At 65.9% G+C, this 18,535-nt stretch carries 13 protein-coding genes, 1 tRNA gene and 1 pseudogene; 1 reads left to right on the top strand and 14 read right to left on the bottom strand.

The annotated features are described in order from the left end of the window. Positions 1–141: 141 nt before the first annotated feature. From fusA to IEZ21_RS31760, 14 genes and pseudogenes are all read right to left on the bottom strand, one after another. On the bottom strand, positions 142–2,268 hold the full coding sequence (gene fusA, locus IEZ21_RS31825) for an elongation factor G (RefSeq protein ID WP_033319626.1): 2,127 nt from the start codon (positions 2,266–2,268) through the stop codon (positions 142–144). 39 nt (positions 2,269–2,307) lie between these two features. Beyond that, positions 2,308–2,778: a 30S ribosomal protein S7 gene (rpsG, locus tag IEZ21_RS31820; protein ID WP_003974303.1), complete on the bottom strand. Its 471-nt coding sequence runs from the start codon at positions 2,776–2,778 to the stop codon at positions 2,308–2,310. 2 nt (positions 2,779–2,780) lie between these two features. Continuing rightward, entirely contained in the window at positions 2,781–3,152 is a 372-nt protein-coding gene (gene rpsL, locus IEZ21_RS31815; protein WP_003948652.1) for a 30S ribosomal protein S12, read from the bottom strand. A gap of 253 nt (positions 3,153–3,405) precedes the next feature. Further along, the gene (locus IEZ21_RS31810) at positions 3,406–3,954 is read right to left on the bottom strand and encodes a DUF1707 and DUF4190 domain-containing protein (protein WP_246568337.1); all 549 of its coding nucleotides are present in this window, start codon (positions 3,952–3,954) and stop codon (positions 3,406–3,408) included. A 161-nt stretch (positions 3,955–4,115) separates the two neighbouring features. Then, on the bottom strand, positions 4,116–8,015 hold the full coding sequence (locus IEZ21_RS31805) for a DNA-directed RNA polymerase subunit beta' (protein WP_165337688.1): 3,900 nt from the start codon (positions 8,013–8,015) through the stop codon (positions 4,116–4,118). 97 nt (positions 8,016–8,112) lie between these two features. Next, complete coding sequence (rpoB, locus tag IEZ21_RS31800) at positions 8,113–11,601, bottom strand: DNA-directed RNA polymerase subunit beta (protein ID WP_189325312.1); 3,489 nt, start codon at positions 11,599–11,601, stop codon at positions 8,113–8,115. A gap of 632 nt (positions 11,602–12,233) precedes the next feature. Further along, complete coding sequence (rplL, locus tag IEZ21_RS31795; protein WP_033319617.1) at positions 12,234–12,617, bottom strand: 50S ribosomal protein L7/L12; 384 nt, start codon at positions 12,615–12,617, stop codon at positions 12,234–12,236. A 125-nt stretch (positions 12,618–12,742) separates the two neighbouring features. Then, a complete protein-coding gene (gene rplJ / locus IEZ21_RS31790) occupies positions 12,743–13,270 on the bottom strand; it encodes a 50S ribosomal protein L10 (protein WP_033319616.1) in 528 nt (175 codons plus the stop codon). Positions 13,271–13,634: 364 nt separating this feature from the next. Beyond that, positions 13,635–13,976 (bottom strand): annotated as a pseudogene (locus IEZ21_RS49225) (hypothetical protein); the annotation flags it as partial. 225 nt (positions 13,977–14,201) lie between these two features. After that, the gene (rplA, locus tag IEZ21_RS31780; RefSeq protein ID WP_033319615.1) at positions 14,202–14,927 is read right to left on the bottom strand and encodes a 50S ribosomal protein L1; all 726 of its coding nucleotides are present in this window, start codon (positions 14,925–14,927) and stop codon (positions 14,202–14,204) included. A 104-nt stretch (positions 14,928–15,031) separates the two neighbouring features. Then, positions 15,032–15,466: a 50S ribosomal protein L11 gene (gene rplK / locus IEZ21_RS31775; protein WP_033319614.1), complete on the bottom strand. Its 435-nt coding sequence runs from the start codon at positions 15,464–15,466 to the stop codon at positions 15,032–15,034. Positions 15,467–15,634: 168 nt separating this feature from the next. Further along, on the bottom strand, positions 15,635–16,549 hold the full coding sequence (gene nusG, locus IEZ21_RS31770) for a transcription termination/antitermination protein NusG (RefSeq protein ID WP_189325310.1): 915 nt from the start codon (positions 16,547–16,549) through the stop codon (positions 15,635–15,637). 78 nt (positions 16,550–16,627) lie between these two features. Beyond that, positions 16,628–16,915 (bottom strand): preprotein translocase subunit SecE, encoded by a 288-nt coding sequence (gene secE, locus IEZ21_RS31765; RefSeq protein WP_189325309.1) that lies wholly within the window; start codon positions 16,913–16,915, stop codon positions 16,628–16,630. A 109-nt stretch (positions 16,916–17,024) separates the two neighbouring features. Then, a tRNA-Trp gene (locus tag IEZ21_RS31760) sits at positions 17,025–17,097 on the bottom strand. 203 nt (positions 17,098–17,300) lie between these two features. Between IEZ21_RS31760 and IEZ21_RS31755 the strand changes: the two genes are divergently transcribed. Next, positions 17,301–18,527 (top strand): pyridoxal phosphate-dependent aminotransferase, encoded by a 1,227-nt coding sequence (locus tag IEZ21_RS31755; protein ID WP_189325308.1) that lies wholly within the window; start codon positions 17,301–17,303, stop codon positions 18,525–18,527. Positions 18,528–18,535: the final 8 nt, after the last annotated feature.

Below are 18,535 nucleotides of genomic sequence, written 5' to 3'. Positions count from 1 at the left end.
GTGGAGTGGTTCTGTACGCCTTACTCATCGGCGCCAGGTGATCTTTGCTGGAAAGCCGGGGCCCGGGGCACTCCAGCCACGATCGTGACGGAATGCCCCAGCAAGCTCCGGAGTCAAGCCTACGGCGTGAACTCGGGTGAGTTACTCGCCCTTGGCCTTCGCGATGATCTCCTCGGCGACGTTCCGGGGAACCTCGGCGTAGGAGTCGAACTGCATCGAGTAGCTCGCGCGACCCGATGTCTTGCTGCGGAGGTCGCCGACGTAGCCGAACATCTCCGACAGCGGAACCAGGCCCTTCACGACGCGGGCACCGGCACGCTCCTCCATGGCCTCGATCTGACCACGTCGGGAGTTGATGTCGCCGATGACCTCGCCCATGTAGTCCTCGGGCGTGGTGACCTCTACGGACATCATCGGCTCGAGCAGTACGGGGCTGGCCTTGCGCGCGGCCTCCTTGAAGGCCTGCGAACCGGCGATCTTGAACGCGAGCTCGGAGGAGTCGACCTCGTGGTAGGCGCCGTCGATGAGCGTGACGCGAACGCCCGTCATCTCGTAGCCCGCGAGGATGCCGAACTGCATGGCCTCCTGCGCACCGGCGTCGACCGAAGGGATGTACTCCTTCGGGATGCGACCACCGGTCACCTTGTTCACGAACTCGTACGAGGCGTCGCCGCCCTCGATCGGCTCGATCGCGATCTGCACCTTGGCGAACTGGCCGGTACCGCCAGTCTGCTTCTTGTGCGTGTAGTCCACACGCTCGACGGCCTTGCGGATCGTCTCGCGGTAGGCCACCTGCGGCTTGCCGACGTTGGCCTCGACCTTGAACTCGCGCTTCATGCGGTCGACCAGCACCTCGAGGTGCAGCTCGCCCATGCCGCCGATGATGGTCTGGCCGGTCTCCTCGTCCGAGTGGACCTGGAAGGAGGGGTCCTCCTCCGCGAGACGCTGGATGGCGACACCCAGCTTCTCCTGGTCACCCTTGGACTTGGGCTCGATGGCGACCTGGATGACCGGCGCCGGGAAGTCCATGGACTCCAGGATCACCGGCTGCTTGTCGTCGCACAGCGTCTCACCGGTGGTGGTCTGCTTCAGGCCCATCACGGCGACGATGTCGCCGGCGCCCACCGCCGCGATCTCCTCACGCTTGTTCGCGTGCATACGGTAGATCTTGCCGATGCGCTCCTTCTTGCCCTTGACCGGGTTCAGCACCGCGGTGCCGGTCTCCAGGCGGCCCGAGTAAACCCGGACGAAGGTGAGCTTGCCCAGGTGCGGGTCGCTCATGATCTTGAACGCGAGGGCGGACAGCGGCTCGTCCTCGGACGGCTTGCGCTTGACGACCAGCTCCGGGTCCTTGACGTCGTGGCCCTCGATGGCCTCGACGTCGAGCGGAGTCGGGAGGTAGCGCACAACCGCGTCGAGCAGGGGCTGTACGCCCTTGTTCTTGAACGCGGTGCCACAGAACACCGGGGTGACCGTGGTGTCGTTGGACTTGCCGGACGCGATGGTGATGCGACGGATCGCGGCGTACAGCTGCTCCTCGGTGGGCTCCTGGCCCTCCAGGTACAGCTCCATGATCTCTTCGTCGTTCTCCGCGACGGCCTCGAGCAGCTTGCCGCGCCACTCCTCGGCGGCCTCGGCGTGCGTGGCCGGGATGTCGACGGTGTCGTACATCTCGCCCTTCGCCGCCTCGGCGGACCACACGAGCGCCTTCATGCGGACCAGGTCCACAACGCCCTTGAAGTCGGCCTCGGCACCGATCGGCAGCTGCATGACGATCGGCTGGGCGCCCAGACGGTCCGAGATCATGTCCACGCAGCGGTGGAACTCGGCGCCGGTACGGTCCAGCTTGTTGACGAAGCAGATACGCGGCACGCCGTAACGGTCGGCCTGACGCCACACCGTCTCGGACTGCGGCTCGACACCGGCGACACCGTCGAACACCGTCACGGCACCGTCGAGTACGCGCAGCGAGCGCTCCACCTCGACGGTGAAGTCGACGTGCCCCGGGGTGTCGATGATGTTGATGGTGTAGTCGTCGTTGTCCAGCGGCCAGTGACAGGTGGTGGCAGCGGAGGTGATCGTGATGCCACGCTCCTGCTCCTGCTCCATCCAGTCCATGGTGGCAGCGCCGTCGTGGACCTCACCGATCTTGTAGGAGACGCCGGTGTAGAACAGGATCCGCTCGGTGGTGGTCGTCTTGCCCGCGTCGATGTGGGCCATGATCCCGATGTTGCGGACCCTGGCCAGGTCAAGTGAAGTGGTAGCCATAAGGCTTCGGTCTTCTCTCGGTCTCGATGTGGGTAGCGACTACCAGCGGTAGTGCGCGAAGGCCTTGTTGGACTCGGCCATCTTGTGGGTGTCCTCGCGCTTCTTCACAGCGGCACCAAGGCCGTTGGAGGCGTCGAGAAGCTCGTTGAGCAGACGCTCGGTCATGGTCTTCTCGCGACGGGCGCGGGAGTAACCGACCAGCCAGCGCAGCGCCAGGGTGTTGGCACGACCGGGCTTGACCTCGATCGGAACCTGGTAGGTGGCGCCACCGACACGGCGGGACTTGACCTCGAGGGTCGGCTTGATGTTCTCCAGCGCGCGCTTCAGCGTGATGACCGGGTCGTTGCCCGTCTTCTCACGCAGACCCTCCATGGCGCCGTAGACGATGCGCTCGGCGGTGGAGCGCTTGCCGTTCAGCAGCACCTTGTTGATGAGGGAGGTCACCAGAGGAGAACCGTAGACCGGGTCGATGATGACCGGGCGCTTCGGGGCGGGGCCCTTACGAGGCATTCTTACTTCTCCTTCTTGGCGCCGTAGCGGCTGCGGGCCTGCTTGCGGTTCTTGACACCCTGGGTGTCGAGCGAGCCACGGATGATCTTGTAACGAACACCCGGCAGGTCCTTCACACGGCCGCCGCGCACGAGCACGATGGAGTGCTCCTGCAGGTTGTGTCCCTCACCCGGAATGTAAGCGGTGACTTCGATCCCGCTGGTCAGACGCACACGCGCGACCTTACGCAGGGCCGAGTTCGGCTTCTTCGGGGTGGTCGTGAACACACGCGTGCAGACGCCGCGACGCTGGGGCGAACCCTCGAGTGCGGGCGTCTTGTTCTTCTCGACCTTGTCCTGCCGGCCCTTCCGGACCAGCTGCTGGATCGTAGGCACTACTTCTCCGGTTTCTGTGTGCCGAATGGTGAAGCTAACCTGGAACGTTGCCGACCCACGCGGTCGGGTGTGTCGAATGCTGCAGACTCCCACCGCAAGGCAGAAAGGGCGCAGATTACGGTGGCCGGTGACGGTTTCCGTTGCGGTCTGAAGGCACGCACGGAAGCCAGGGCACACCCCAGGCACAAGGTCTGAGCGTACCTACCTCATACGCTGCGGTCAAAACAAATGGGCGCAGACAGGAAACCGGCCGTCAGGCGCCCGAGGCTTCCGCCACGATCATGAGCATCAGGAACAGGCCCCAGCCCGCGACGGACAGCCAGCCGAGGATGAGTCCGGCCATCGCGAAGCCCTCGCCGCTCTCGCCGGTGCGGCGTATCTCGGCGCGTGCCGAATGGCCCAGGATCACGGCGGGCAGGCCGGTGAAACCGAAGGTCATCGTGGTGAGCACACCACAGACCATGGAACCGACCGCCTTGCCGTTGGTGGGTGGCGGCTGTGCGGGCAGGAAGGTCCGCGGTACAGGCATCGAGGCGGCCATGGGCACGGGCATGGGGCCCTGCGGCAGGTCGGCGACGAGCAGGGCCAACTCGCCGACCGTACGGGCCTCGTAGGCCCTTGCGATGCGCTTCTCGAGCTCGGCCTGCTGCAGGCGTCCCTCGCCGAAGCCCGCTCTGAGCACGTCGACTGCGCGCTCTCTGTCGGCGTGGGAAGCCAGCATCGACGAGCCGTTCTGGCCCTGCCAGGGCTGCGGACTACTGCCCTGGCCCTGCCACGGCTGCCACTGCGATGGGTACGACACGGACACCTCCCCCGGGAGCTGAATGCCTCCATCATCCTCTAACGCGCCAATATCGGCATCGGTTCCCTGCCCGGCTTTTTCGTTTCCGTAGAAGCACGCAGCACGCCGAAGGGCGGTCACCCCGAACCCGGGGTGACCGCCCTTCAACTCAAGCTGCTCGCTTACTGGTTGTACGGACCGTAGTCGTAGTCCTCCAGCGGAACGGCCTGGCCGGAGCCCGTGCCGAACGGCGAGTAGTCGATGTCGTCGTAGCCGACGGCCGAGTACATCGCGGCCTTGGCCTCCTCGGTCGGCTCGACCCGGATGTTGCGGTAGCGGGACAGGCCCGTACCGGCCGGGATGAGCTTACCGATGATGACGTTCTCCTTGAGGCCGATCAGGGAGTCGGACTTGGCGTTGATCGCCGCGTCCGTGAGGACCCTGGTCGTCTCCTGGAAGGACGCCGCCGACAGCCACGACTCGGTGGCCAGCGAGGCCTTGGTGATACCCATCAGCTGCGGACGGCCGGAGGCCGGGTGGCCGCCTTCCTGGACCACACGACGGTTCTCGGTCTCGAACTTCGAGCGCTCCACGAGCTCGCCGGGCAGCAGCTCGGCGTCGCCGGACTCGATGATCGTCACCCGGCGCAGCATCTGCCGGATGATGATCTCGATGTGCTTGTCGTGGATCGACACACCCTGCGAGTTGTAGACCTTCTGCACCTCGCCGACCAGGTGGACCTGAACGGCCCGCTGACCGAGGATGCGCAGCACGTCGTGCGGGTTGGTGGCACCGTAGGTGAGCTTCTGGCCCACCTCGACGTGGTCGCCCTCGCGCACCTGGAGCTTGGCACGCTTCGAGATCGGGTACGCCGTCTCGTCGCTGCCGTCGTCCGGGGTCACGACGAGCTTCTTGGTCTTCTCGGTCTCCTCGATCCGTACGCGGCCGGAGGCCTCGGAGATCGGGGCGACACCCTTCGGCGTACGAGCCTCGAAGAGCTCGACGACACGGGGCAGACCCTGGGTGATGTCGTCACCGGCCACACCACCGGTGTGGAAGGTACGCATCGTCAGCTGCGTGCCGGGCTCACCGATGGACTGGGCGGCGATGATGCCGACCGCCTCACCGATGTCGACCAGCTTGCCGGTGGCCAGCGAGCGGCCGTAGCACATGGCGCAGGTGCCGACGGCGGACTCACAGGTCAGGACCGAGCGGGTCTTGACCTCCGAGACGCCGTGCCTCACCAACTCGTCGATGAGGACGTCACCCAGGTCGGTGTTGGCGGGGGCCAGCACCTTGCCGTCGGCGACGATGTCCTCCGCCAGCGCACGTGCGTACACGGACGTCTCGACGTTGTCCGCCTTGACCAGGTTGCCCGCCGCGTCCCGGTCCGCGATCTGCAGCCGGAGGCCACGGTCGGTGCCGCAGTCCTCCTCGCGGATGATGACGTCCTGCGAGACGTCGACCAGACGACGGGTGAGGTAACCCGAGTCGGCGGTACGCAGAGCGGTGTCGGCCAGACCCTTACGGGCACCGTGCGTGGAGATGAAGTACTCCAGCACGGACAGACCCTCACGGAACGACGCCTTGATGGGACGCGGGATCGTCTCGTTCTTGGCGTTCGACACCAGACCACGCATACCGGCGATCTGGCGCATCTGCATCATGTTTCCTCGGGCACCCGAGTCAACCATCATGAAGATGGGGTTCGTCTTCGGGAAGTTCGCGTTCATCGCCTCGGCAACCTCGTTGGTCGCCTTGGTCCAGATCGCGATGAGTTCCTGCGTGCGCTCGTCCTTGGTGATCAGACCGCGCTCGTACTGCTTCTGGACCTTCTCGTCCTGCGCCTCGTAACCCTTGACGAGCTCCTTCTTCGCCTCGGGAACGACGATGTCGGAGATGGCCACGGTGACGCCGGAACGGGTCGCCCAGTAGAAGCCGGCAGCCTTCAGGTTGTCGAGCGTCGCCGCCACGATGACCTTGGGGTAGCGCTCGGCGAGGTCGTTGACGATCTCGGAGAGCTGCTTCTTGCCGACCTCGTAGTCGACGAAGGGGTAGTCCTCGGGCAGCAGCTCGTTGAAGAGCGCACGGCCCAGGGTCGTCTTCAGGCGGAAGGTGTCACCCTGCTGCCACTCCGGCTCGCCCTCCTCGCGCGCCGGCGGGGTCCAGCCGCGCGGCGGGATGGTGCCCACCGGGAAGCGGATGTCCACGCGCGACTGCAGCGAGAGCTCGCCGGCGTCGAACGCCATGATCGCCTCGGCCGCGGAGCCGAAGGACCGGCCCTCGCCCTTGACGTCCCGCAGCTCGCCGTCGGTGGTGAGGAAGAACAGACCGAGGACCATGTCCTGGGTCGGCATCGTCACCGGACGGCCGTCGGCGGGCTTGAGGATGTTGTTCGAGGACAGCATCAGGATGCGGGCCTCGGCCTGCGCCTCCGCGGACAGCGGCAGGTGCACGGCCATCTGGTCACCGTCGAAGTCCGCGTTGAACGCGGTGCAGACGAGCGGGTGGATCTGGATGGCCTTGCCCTCGACCAGCTGCGGCTCGAAGGCCTGGATGCCGAGGCGGTGCAGGGTGGGAGCACGGTTCAGCAGAACCGGGTGCTCGGCGATGACCTCTTCGAGGACGTCGTACACGACCGTACGGCCGCGCTCCACCATGCGCTTCGCGCTCTTGATGTTCTGCGCGTGGTTCAGGTCCACCAGGCGCTTCATCACGAACGGCTTGAAGAGCTCCAGCGCCATCGCCTTCGGCAGACCGCACTGGTGCAGCTTCAGCTGCGGACCGACGACGATCACGGAACGCGCCGAGTAGTCGACTCGCTTACCGAGCAGGTTCTGCCGGAAGCGACCCTGCTTGCCCTTCAGCATGTCGCTGAGGGACTTCAGGGGACGGTTACCGGGACCGGTCACCGGGCGACCACGACGACCGTTGTCGAAGAGGGCGTCAACGGCCTCCTGAAGCATGCGCTTCTCGTTGTTGACGATGATCTCGGGCGCGCCGAGGTCGAGAAGCCTCTTCAGACGGTTGTTGCGGTTGATCACACGGCGGTACAGGTCGTTCAGGTCGGAGGTCGCGAAGCGGCCACCGTCCAGCTGCACCATCGGGCGAAGGTCCGGCGGGATGACCGGGACGCAGTCGAGGACCATGCCCTTGGGGCTGTTGGAGGTCTGCAGGAAGGCAGACACGACCTTCAGCCGCTTCAGTGCACGGGTCTTCTTCTGGCCCTTGCCGGTACGGATGATCTCGCGGAGGCGCTCGGCCTCCTCGTCGAGGTCGAAGGACTCCAGGCGCTTCTGCAGGGCAGCCGCACCCATGGAACCGTCGAAGTACGTGCCGAAGCGGTCACGCAGCTCGCGGTAGAGGAGCTCGTCGCCCTCCAGGTCCTGGACCTTGAGGTTCTTGAAGCGCGTCCACACCTCGTCGAGACGGTCGATCTCGCGCTGCGCACGGTCACGCAGCTGCTTCATCTCCCGCTCGGCACCTTCGCGCACCTTGCGGCGTACGTCGGCCTTGGCGCCCTCGGCCTCGAGCTCGGCCAGGTCGGTCTCGAGCTTCTTGGCGCGGGCCTCGAGGTCGGCGTCGCGACGGTTCTCGACCTGCTGACGCTCCACGGAGACATGCGCCTCCAGGGAGGGCAGATCGCGCGTACGGCGCTCCTCGTCCACGTACGTGATCATGTACGCGGCGAAGTAGATGACCTTCTCGAGGTCCTTCGGGGCGAGGTCGAGGAGGTAGCCGAGCCTCGACGGAACGCCCTTGAAGTACCAGATGTGAGTGACGGGCGCGGCCAGTTCGATGTGGCCCATCCGCTCACGACGCACCTTGGCGCGAGTGACCTCGACGCCACAGCGCTCGCAGATGATGCCCTTGAAGCGGACGCGCTTGTACTTGCCGCAGTAGCACTCCCAGTCCCTGGTCGGACCGAAGATCTTCTCGCAGAAGAGTCCGTCCTTTTCGGGCTTGAGGGTGCGGTAGTTGATGGTCTCCGGCTTCTTGACCTCACCGTGGGACCACTGACGAATGTCGTCAGCGGTAGCAAGGCCGATCCGCAGCTCGTCGAAGAAGTTGACGTCGAGCACTGGTCGTCAATCCCTCTTTCGGGGTCGATTCTTCACTGGTCTGACTGGGGTCCGGGGTTAGCCGGGGCTCTTGTTCAGGGAGCCCCGGCCAGACCCGTCAGACCTCTTCGACGCTGCTCGGCTCGCGCCGGGACAGGTCGATACCGAGCTCCTCCGCGGCGCGGAAGACGTCCTCGTCCGTGTCGCGCATCTCGATGGACATACCGTCCGAGGACAGCACCTCCACGTTGAGGCAGAGCGACTGCATCTCCTTGATGAGCACCTTGAAGGACTCGGGGATGCCGGGCTCGGGGATGTTCTCGCCCTTGACGATGGCCTCGTAGACCTTCACGCGGCCGGTGACGTCGTCGGACTTGATGGTCAGCAGCTCCTGGAGGGCGTACGCGGCGCCATAAGCCTCCAGCGCCCACACCTCCATCTCGCCGAACCGCTGGCCACCGAACTGGGCCTTACCACCCAGCGGCTGCTGAGTGATCATCGAGTACGGACCGGTCGAGCGGGCGTGGAGCTTGTCGTCGACCAGGTGGTGGAGCTTGAGGATGTACATGTAGCCGATCGAGATCGGCTCCGGGAACGGCTCGCCGGAGCGGCCGTCGAACAGTCGCGCCTTGCCGGACGGGAGGACCATGCGGTCGCCGTCGCGGTTCGGGACGGTGTGCTCCAGCAGACCGGCCAGCTCGTCCTCACGGGCACCGTCGAAGACCGGGGTCGCCACGTTCGTACGCGGGTCGACCTGGTCGGCGCCGATGACCTGGAGGCGCTGCGCCCAGTCCTCGCCGAGTCCGGAGACGTCCCAGCCCTGGCTGGCGAGCCAGCCGAGGTGGATCTCCAATACCTGTCCCGGGTTCATTCGGGACGGCACACCCAGCGGGTTGAGGATGATGTCGACCGGGGTGCCGTCCTCCAGGAACGGCATGTCCTCGATCGGCAGGATCTTCGAGATGACGCCCTTGTTGCCGTGACGGCCGGCGAGCTTGTCACCGTCGGTGATCTTGCGCTTCTGCGCCACGTACACGCGCACCAGCTGGTTCACACCGGGGGGAAGCTCGTCGCCCTCCTCGCGGTCGAAGACGCGGACGCCGATGACCTTGCCGATCTCGCCGTGCGGCACCTTCAGCGAGGTGTCGCGCACTTCGCGCGCCTTCTCACCGAAGATCGCACGGAGCAGGCGCTCCTCCGGCGTCAGCTCGGTCTCACCCTTGGGCGTGACCTTGCCGACGAGAATGTCGCCGGCGACGACCTCGGCACCGATACGGATGATGCCGCGCTCGTCGAGGTCGGCGAGGACCTCCTCGGAGACGTTCGGGATGTCCCGGGTGATCTCCTCGGGGCCCAGCTTGGTGTCACGGGCGTCGACCTCGTGCTCCTCGATGTGGATCGAGGAGAGGACGTCGTCCTGTACGAGGCGCTGCGACAGGATGATCGCGTCCTCGTAGTTGTGGCCCTCCCAGGGCATGAAGGCGACGAGCAGGTTCTTGCCCAGCGCCATCTCGCCTTCCTGGGTGGCCGGTCCGTCGGCGAGCACCTGGTGCTCGACGACCCGGTCGCCCTCGTGGACGATGACCTTCTGGTTGACCGAGGTTCCCTGGTTGGAGCGGGAGAACTTCGCGACCCGGTACGTGGTGTACGTACCGTCGTCGTTGGCGACGGTGACGTAGTCCGCGGAGACCTCCTGGACCACACCCGCCTTCTCGGCCTTGATGACGTCACCGGCGTCGACGGCGCAGCGGTACTCCATGCCCGTACCGACGAGGGGGGCCTCGGCGGTGATCAGCGGCACGGCCTGACGCATCATGTTCGCGCCCATGAGGGCACGGTTGGCGTCGTCGTGCTCGAGGAACGGGATCATGGCGGTCGCGACCGACACCATCTGGCGCGGGGAGACGTCCATGTAGTCGACGTCGTCACCGGGGACGTAGTCGACCTCGCCACCACGGCGGCGAACCAGCACGCGGGACTCCTCGAACCGCATGTCGTCCGACAGCGGCGCGTTGGCCTGCGCGATGACGAAGCGGTCCTCCTCGTCGGCGGTCAGGTAGTCGACCTCGTCGGTGACGAAACCGTCGGTGACCCGGCGGTACGGCGTCTCGACGAAGCCGAACGCGTTGACCCGGCCGTACGAGGCGAGCGAGCCGATCAGGCCGATGTTCGGGCCTTCCGGGGTCTCGATCGGGCACATGCGGCCGTAGTGCGAGGGGTGCACGTCACGGACCTCGAAGCCGGCCCGCTCACGGGAGAGACCACCCGGGCCAAGAGCCGACAGACGGCGCTTGTGGGTGAGACCCGACAGCGGGTTGTTCTGGTCCATGAACTGCGACAGCTGGCTGGTGCCGAAGAACTCCTTGATGGAGGCGACGACCGGCCGGATGTTGATCAGGGTCTGCGGCGTGATCGCCTCGACGTCCTGAGTCGTCATGCGCTCACGGACAACGCGCTCCATACGCGCCAGACCCGTACGGACCTGGTTCTGGATGAGCTCGCCGACGTTACGCAGACGACGGTTGCCGAAGTGGTCGATGTCGTCGGTCTCGACGACGATCGACGCGCCGTTTTCACCCATGACGGTCTCGGTCTCACCGGCATGCAGCTTCACCAGGTACTTGATCGTCGAGATGATGTCCTCGACGGTCAGGATCCCGGCGTCCAGCGGGGCGTCGCCGCCCAGCTTCTTGTTGACCTTGTAGCGGCCGACCTTGGCGAGGTCGTAACGCTTGGGGTTGAAGTAGAGGTTCTCGAGCAGCGTCTGCGCGGCCTCACGGGTCGGGGGCTCGCCCGGACGCAGCTTGCGGTAGATGTCGAGCAGTGCGTCGTCCTGGCCCTGGGTGTGGTCCTTCTCCAGGGTTGCGCGCATGGACTCGTACTCGCCGAACTCCTCGAGGATCTGCTCGGTCGTCCAACCGAGAGCCTTGAGCAGAACGGTCACGGACTGCTTGCGCTTGCGGTCGATGCGCACACCGACCATGTCGCGCTTGTCGATCTCCATCTCCAGCCAGGCACCCCGGGACGGGATGACCTTCGCGGAGAAGATGTCCTTGTCGGACGTCTTGTCGATGGAGGAGTCGAAGTAGACACCCGGCGAACGGACCAGCTGCGACACCACGACACGCTCGGTGCCGTTGATGACGAAGGTGCCCTTGCCGGTCATGAGCGGGAAGTCGCCCATGAAGACGGTCTGGGACTTGATCTCGCCGGTCTCGTTGTTGGTGAACTCGGCGGTGACGAAGAGCGGGGCGGCGTACGTGAAGTCGCGCTCCTTGCACTCGTCGATGGAGTTCTTCGGAGGCTCGAAACGGTGGTCGCGGAAGGTCAGCGACATCGACCCGGAGAAGTCCTCAATCGGAGAGATCTCCTCGAAGATCTCCTCCAGGCCGGACTTGGTGGGGACGTCCTGTCCACTGTCCAGAGCCGCCTCGACACGAGCCTTCCACGCGTCGTTACCGAGCAGCCAGTCGAAGCTCTCGGTCTGCAGCGCAAGAAGGTTCGGAACCTCGAGGGGCTCCTTGATCTTTGCAAAGGAGATGCGCAGCGGGGCGGTGCTGGCGCCGTTGTTCGTATTCGCGGTCGAGGCAGTGCGCGAGGCGGCCAAGAGGGGGTCCTTCCGAGGGCTCGGACTCACTACGCGCGTACCGGTCCCAAGCCGGGCACAGAGACAGACGTTTCCCGAATCAGCCGAACAAGGCCAGGTCAGAACCGTTTCAATCCACAGTGCTCAAGCGAGGGCATGCCCCTGGTGACGGGCAGGAGGCAGCTAACAGGCAGCGCAAAGGGTCAGTGTAGCCACTAGGCCCACTGATGTCCAGTGCGGGTTTTTGAAGACCCTCGTTGTTCTCAACCCCTGCTGCAAGCCACGCCCTCAATGCACATCGATACTTCCCTCTTCGCCGTCGATCCATGCCTCGGATCCGGATCGTTGTGACGACGCGTCCTGAGAATTGCGCGCTGCGTGCGGTTCGTCAAGGCCCCCCATGCCCAAACCGGATGCTGCCATCGTCACTTGCAGCCCGGCCTGCTGCCCGTCACCGGGGCGGCGGGAGGCACTACGAAGATCACCCTACCCACCGCGACCTACAGCGCAAGGCAGCCGCCACGGCACCCCCTCGAACGCCGAAGAGCGACCACCCAACTGGGTGATCGCTCTTCAGTGCGTCCGCGTTACAGCCCTACGGGAGAGCCGTGGGTCACGGAAGTCGCCGCGCGGCCGTAGCCGCACACGGAGACTTACTTGACCTCGACGGAGGCGCCGGCGCCCTTGAGGGACTCGGCGGCCTTGTCAGCGGCCTCCTTGGCGACCTTCTCGAGGACGGCCTTCGGGGCGCCGTCCACGAGGTCCTTGGCCTCCTTCAGACCCAGGGAGGTCAGCTCACGCACGACCTTGATGACCTGGATCTTCTTGTCGCCGGCGCCGGTGAGGACGACGTCGAACTCGTCCTGCTCGGGCTCGGCCTCGACCGGGGCGGCCGGGCCGCCCGGGACGGCGACGGCGGCCGGGGCGGCAGCGGTGACGTCGAACTTGTCCTCGAACGCCTTCACGAACTCGGAGAGCTCGATGAGGGTCATCTCCTCGAACTGCGCGAGCAGGTCTTCCTGGCTGAGCTTCGCCATGATGGGCGATCCTTCCACTAAATCGGCTGGTGCCGGATGTACATGTCGGCGGGCGTACGTTGGGCCCGCTTCGACCGTCGCCTCAGGACTGCTGCCTTGAGACCGCGGTCAATGTGCGAGCCGAATTACTCGGCACCGCCCTGCTCGGCCTTCTTGGCACGAAGCGCCTCCGCGGTGCGGACGAACTTCGAGGGAAGCGCCTGGAAGACCGCGGCAGCCTGGGACGGCTTGGCCTTCATGGCACCTGCCAGCTTGGCGAGCAGAACCTCGCGGGACTCGAGGTCCGCAAGCTTCTTGATCTCGTCGGCGGACAACGCCTTGCCCTCAAGGACACCGCCCTTGATGACGAGAGAGGGGTTGTTCTTGGCGAAGTCACGCAGACCCTTCGCCGCCACGACCGGGTCACCGGTCACGAAGGCAACAGCGGTCGAGCCCTCAAGATGCTCGTCCAGCTCGACCCCGGCCTGCTTGGCCGCGATCTGGGTCAGCGTGTTCTTCACCACTCGGTACTGAGCGTTCTCGCCGAGAGAACGACGGAGCTCCTGGAGCTGCGCCACGGTCAGTCCGGTGTACGAAGTGACGACAGCGGCGTTGGAGTCACGCAGCTTCGTCGTGATCTCTTCAACGGCTGCGACCTTGTCGGACGTCGCCATGAGCCTCGGCCTCCTTCCGGGGTGATGATCCTCGACTGACCTCTCGATCAGCCGCACGTCGCCGGACCGCCTGAATCAGGCACGCGAAGAAGGGGCTCGTCTTCAAAACGAAACGCCCCGGCGCAGGCGCACGGGGCGTGAACTCGACCGGACGTCCTTACGGACACGGGAGCTCTTCCACAGTCACCTGCGCGGGCCGTCCGCAGTTCAGCGGATCCTTCGGCCACCATGTCCTCGTACGAGCACACGGCAACGACCAGCGGTCTTTGGCTTCCGGGGAAGAGTACGCGACCGGCCGAGCGTCAAGCAAATCCGCCGTCTGGCGAACGGGACGCCTGCACCCCCAGCGACCCCTGCGGAGCGTTCACGCCGTCGGCTGAGTCTCCACCAGGCCCTTGAAGTCCGCGGTGTAGGCAGCCGGCGGCTCCTCCGCGGAGACCTCCACCCCGTAGTCGCTGCAGTACGCCGTGGAGAACAGCGGCCCGCCCCAACTGCCGCTTCAGGTCGGCCAGTTGATCCTCGCTGAGACTCGAGTTCCGCACCGCGAGATCCGCGACGTCCACCGTCCCCGAGTAGTACGTGGTGTTCTGCATCTGGTCCTTCAGATACGCCCCGAGCCACCCGCGAGGCCCGCAAGATCGTCGTACACGTACTTGATCCAGTGCTTGCCACCCGACTGCGCGGCGAACTGATCGCCCACCTTGGCGGAGTCGGCCTTGTCGGTGGTCGTCTCCACGGAACGCAGGGCCGCCAACGCGGCCACCACCGGCCCGCAGCCTCATCACTGCTACTTCCAGCGGAGCGCTTGACGCAGGCCACTGACACCCGGCTCAGGAAAACCACAGCCACCAAAGGGACGGGCCCCGCACCTCGAAAGGTTGCGGGGCCCGCTGACAAGAACGCGTACGCGACTGCCGGGTCAGCGTCGGACTCAGACGGCTGCCCGGTCCTCCTCGACGAGGAGGTTGCGGGTGCGGTTCGGGTCGAGCGGAATGCCGGGGCCCATCGTGGTGGTGAGGGCGGCCTTCCTGATGTACCGGCCCTTCGCGGCGGACGGCTTCAGACGGAGGATCTCCTCCAGCGCGGCGCCGTAGTTCTCCACCAGCTTGGTGTCGTCGAAGGACGCCTTGCCGATGATGAAGTGCAGGTTCGAGTGCTTGTCGACGCGGAACTCGATCTTGCCGCCCTTGATCTCGGTCACGGCCTTGGCCACGTCCGGGGTCACGGTGCCGGTCTTCGGGTTCGGCATCAGACCGCGCGGGCCGAGGACCCGGCCGAGGCGGCCGACCTTGCCCATGAGGTCCGGGGTGGCGACGACGGCGTCGAAGTCCAGACGGCCCTTCGACACCTCGTCGATCAGTTCGTCGGAGCCGACGATGTCGGCGCCCGCGGCGGTCGCGGCCTCGGCACGGTCACCGGTCGCGAAGACCAGGACCCGGGCGGTCTTACCGGTGCCGTGCGGGAGGTTCACGGTGCCACGGACCATCTGGTCGGCCTTGCGCGGGTCAACACCCAGGCGGAAGGCGACCTCGACGGTGCCGTCGAACTTCGTGGTGGAGGTCTCCTTGGCGAGACGCACGGCCTCGAGCGGGGCGTACAGCTTCTCCCGGTCGATCTTGGCGTCCGCAGCGCGGAGAGACTTGCTGCGCTTGCTCACTGCTGCTCCTGATGTCTTCTAAAGGAGTCGTGGTCCGGGCCGAGCAGGCCCTTCCACGTGCCCGGATGCGGTTGTCGCCGCACAGGCTTTACGGATGGTGGAGGTCAGCCCTCGACCGTGATGCCCATGGAACGGGCGGTACCGGCGATGATCTTCGCCGCGGCGTCCAGGTCGTTCGCGTTCAGGTCGGGCATCTTCGTGGTGGCGATCTCGCGGACCTGCGCCTGGGTGATCTTGGCGACCTTGGTCTTGTGCGGCTCGCCGGAGCCCTTCTGGACGCCCGCGGCCTTGAGGATCATCTTGGCGGCCGGCGGCGTCTTGGTGATGAAGGTGAAGGAGCGGTCGTCGTAGACCGTGATCTCCACCGGGATCACCGAGCCACGCTGCGACTCGGTCGCGGCGTTGTAGGCCTTGCAGAACTCCATGATGTTGACGCCGTGCTGGCCCAGCGCCGGGCCGACTGGCGGAGCCGGATTGGCGGCACCGGCCTGGATCTGGAGCTTGATCAGCCCCGTGACCTTCTTCTTCTTGGGAGGCATTCCGGGTCCTCTGCCTTTTCTTGTCTGTCTTGCCTGTCATGTTGCCGCGAAGGCAACCGCACCACGATAACGGTCAAGGTGGCGCAGCCTGAAACCGAGCAGGTCAGACCAACTGTGAAAGCCGGTCTGACCTGGACGAAACTGGGTGTTCCAGAAGGCTCCGAGGAGCTAGTTCTTCTGAATCTGGTCGAAGGACAGCTCGACCGGCGTCTCACGCCCGAAGATCTCGACGAGGCCCTTGACCTTCTTCGAGTCGGCGTTGATCTCGTTGATGGTCGCCTGGAGCGTCGCGAACGGGCCGTCGGTGACGGTGACCGAGTCGCCGACCTCGAAGTCCAGCACCTGGACCTCCATCTTGCGGCTCGGAGCCGGCTTGCCCTCGGCCTCGGCGGCCTCCCGGGCGGCCTTCTCCTCGGCCTCCGGGGCGAGCATCTTGACGATCTCGTCCAGGGTCAGCGGGTACGGGTCGTAGGCGTTGCCCACGAAGCCGGTGACACCGGGCGTGTTGCGGACGACGCCCCAGGACTCGTTCGTCAGATCCATGCGGACGAGGACGTAACCGGGCAGTTTGTTCTGCCGGACGTTCTTGCGCTCGCCGTTCTTGATCTGGACGATCTCTTCCTCGGGGACCTCGGCCTGGTAGATGAAGTCCTCGACGTTCAGCGAGACGGCGCGCTGCTCCAGGTTGGCCTTCACGCGCTTCTCGTAACCGGCGTAGGTGTGGATGACGTACCACTCACCGGGCAGCCCGCGAAGTTCCTCGCGGAGGGCGGTGACCGGGTCGACCGGCTCAGCCTCTTCCTCCGCCGCCTCGGCTTCCTCCGGGCCTTCTTCCGTGGCTTCCTCGGCGACGGCCGCGTCCTCGTCCGACGCGTCCTCGTCCGACGCGTCCTCGTCCGACGCGTCCTCGTCCGACGCGTCCTCGGCAGCCTCGGTCAGAGCAGCGTCTTCGGTGTTCTCAGTGTTCTCGACGTCGTCGGTGTTCTCGACGTTCTTCTCAGCATCCGCAGCCTCGACGATGTCGAGCTCGTCCTCAACGGACTCCGCCGACTCGATGGCGTCGTTCAGGTTCGGGTCAGACACGGTGGCTGCTTCTTCCTGGATACATGGGGGTGGAACACGCGAAAGGGGGCGCCGGGTACGGCGCCCTTCGCGCTTGGCTCAGCCGAAGACGTACTTGGCCGCCTTGTCGAGTCCAAAGTCAATCACAGTCACCAGACCGATCATGACGACAACAAAGACGATCACCACAGTGGTGTATGTCGTCAGCTGACTGCGAGTCGGCCAGACGACCTTGCGGAGTTCCGCGACGATCTGGCGGTAGAAGAGGGCGAAACGCCTCAGCGGGCCTTTCTTGGCGCGCTTGCCGCCCTTGCGGCCCTTCTTCTTGGACTCCGGCACCTCATCCTGGGCATCAGGCATGTCGATGGAGCCCACGGCGTCCGTCACTCGTCCTCACCTGATTCCGGGTCGTGGCCGTGCCGCGCCCGGTTGAGCCGCACGGCGGGTGCATTGCAGTACGTACATGCGCACACATCCTGGCGAAAGGAGTGTGTAGCAGGGCCGGAGGGACTTGAACCCCCAACCGCTGGTTTTGGAGACCAGTGCTCTACCAATTGAGCTACGACCCTTTGTTTCCCTTCAACGTACCGCATCCGTCCGGGTGCTCGGTGTGCACCCGGGGCGTGCGGCCGGTGAAGGCCAACGAGGTGAGAGTGTACGTGGTCGGCGGCCGGTCGTCGAACAGAAAGCGCCCGTACGGGCCTTGGCGGGGCCCGCTCAGTCTGTGAAACCCGTGTGCCGTGGACGTTTCGGGTCTGGAACGATGGGGCCCATGAGCGCTGCAACCCCTCCCACCGAGCGCCGGGTCTCCACCCGAGTCGGTGCGATCTCCGAGTCCGCCACCCTCGCCGTGGACGCCAAGGCCAAGGCCCTGAAGGCCGCCGGACGTCCGGTGATCGGCTTCGGCGCCGGTGAGCCAGACTTCCCGACGCCGGACTACATCGTCGAGGCCGCCGTCGAGGCGTGCAAGAACCCGAAGTACCACCGCTACACGCCGGCCGGTGGCCTTCCCGAGCTGAAGGCCGCGATCGCCGCCAAGACGCTGCGCGACTCCGGCTACGAACCCGAGGTCTCGCAGATCCTGGTGACCAACGGCGGCAAGCAGGCCATCTACGAGGCATTCGCCGCGATCCTCGACCCGGGCGACGAGGTGATCGTCCCGGCCCCGTACTGGACGACATACCCGGAGTCGATCCGCCTCGCCGGCGGGGTCCCGGTCGAGGTCGTCGCCGACGAGACCACCGGCTACCGCGTCTCGGTCGAGCAGCTGGAGGCGGCCCGTACGGAGAAGACCAAGGTCGTCCTCTTCGTGTCCCCGTCCAACCCGACCGGTGCCGTCTACAACCGGGCCGACACCGAGGCCATCGGCCGCTGGGCCGTCGAGCACGGCCTGTGGGTGATGACGGACGAGATCTACGAGCACCTCGTCTACGGAGACGCCGCTTCCGTGTCGCTGCCGGCCCTCCTGCCCGAGCTGCGTGACAAGTGCGTCGTGGTCAACGGTGTGGCGAAGACGTACGCGATGACGGGTTGGCGCGTCGGCTGGATCATCGGCCCGAAGGACGTGGTGAAGGCCGCGACGAACCTCCAGTCGCACGCCACGTCCAATGTGTCGAACGTGGCGCAGATCGCCGCGCTCGCCGCCGTCTCGGGCGATCTGGACGCCGTCGCCAAGATGCGTGAGGCCTTCGACCGGCGCCGCAAGACCATCGTGCGGATGCTGAACGAGATCGACGGCGTCGTCTGCCCCGAGCCCGAGGGCGCCTTCTACGCGTACCCCTCCGTGAAGGCCCTCATCGGCAAGGAGATCCGCGGCAAGCGTCCGAAGGACACGGTCGAGCTGGCCGCCCTGATCCTGGAGGAGGTCGAGGTCGCGGTCGTTCCGGGCGAGGCCTTCGGCACTCCGGGTTACCTGCGGCTTTCTTACGCCCTGGGTGACGAGGACCTCGTCGAGGGTGTCTCCCGGATGCAGAAGCTGCTGGCGGAGGCGCGGGCCTGAGGTCCCGC

Source organism: Streptomyces flaveus (genome assembly GCF_014647675.1).
Classification (GTDB): Bacteria; Actinomycetota; Actinomycetes; order Streptomycetales; family Streptomycetaceae; genus Streptomyces; species Streptomyces flaveus.
The sequence above is the reverse complement of the archived record's forward strand: the minus strand, read 5'-3'. Positions and strand labels throughout refer to the sequence as shown.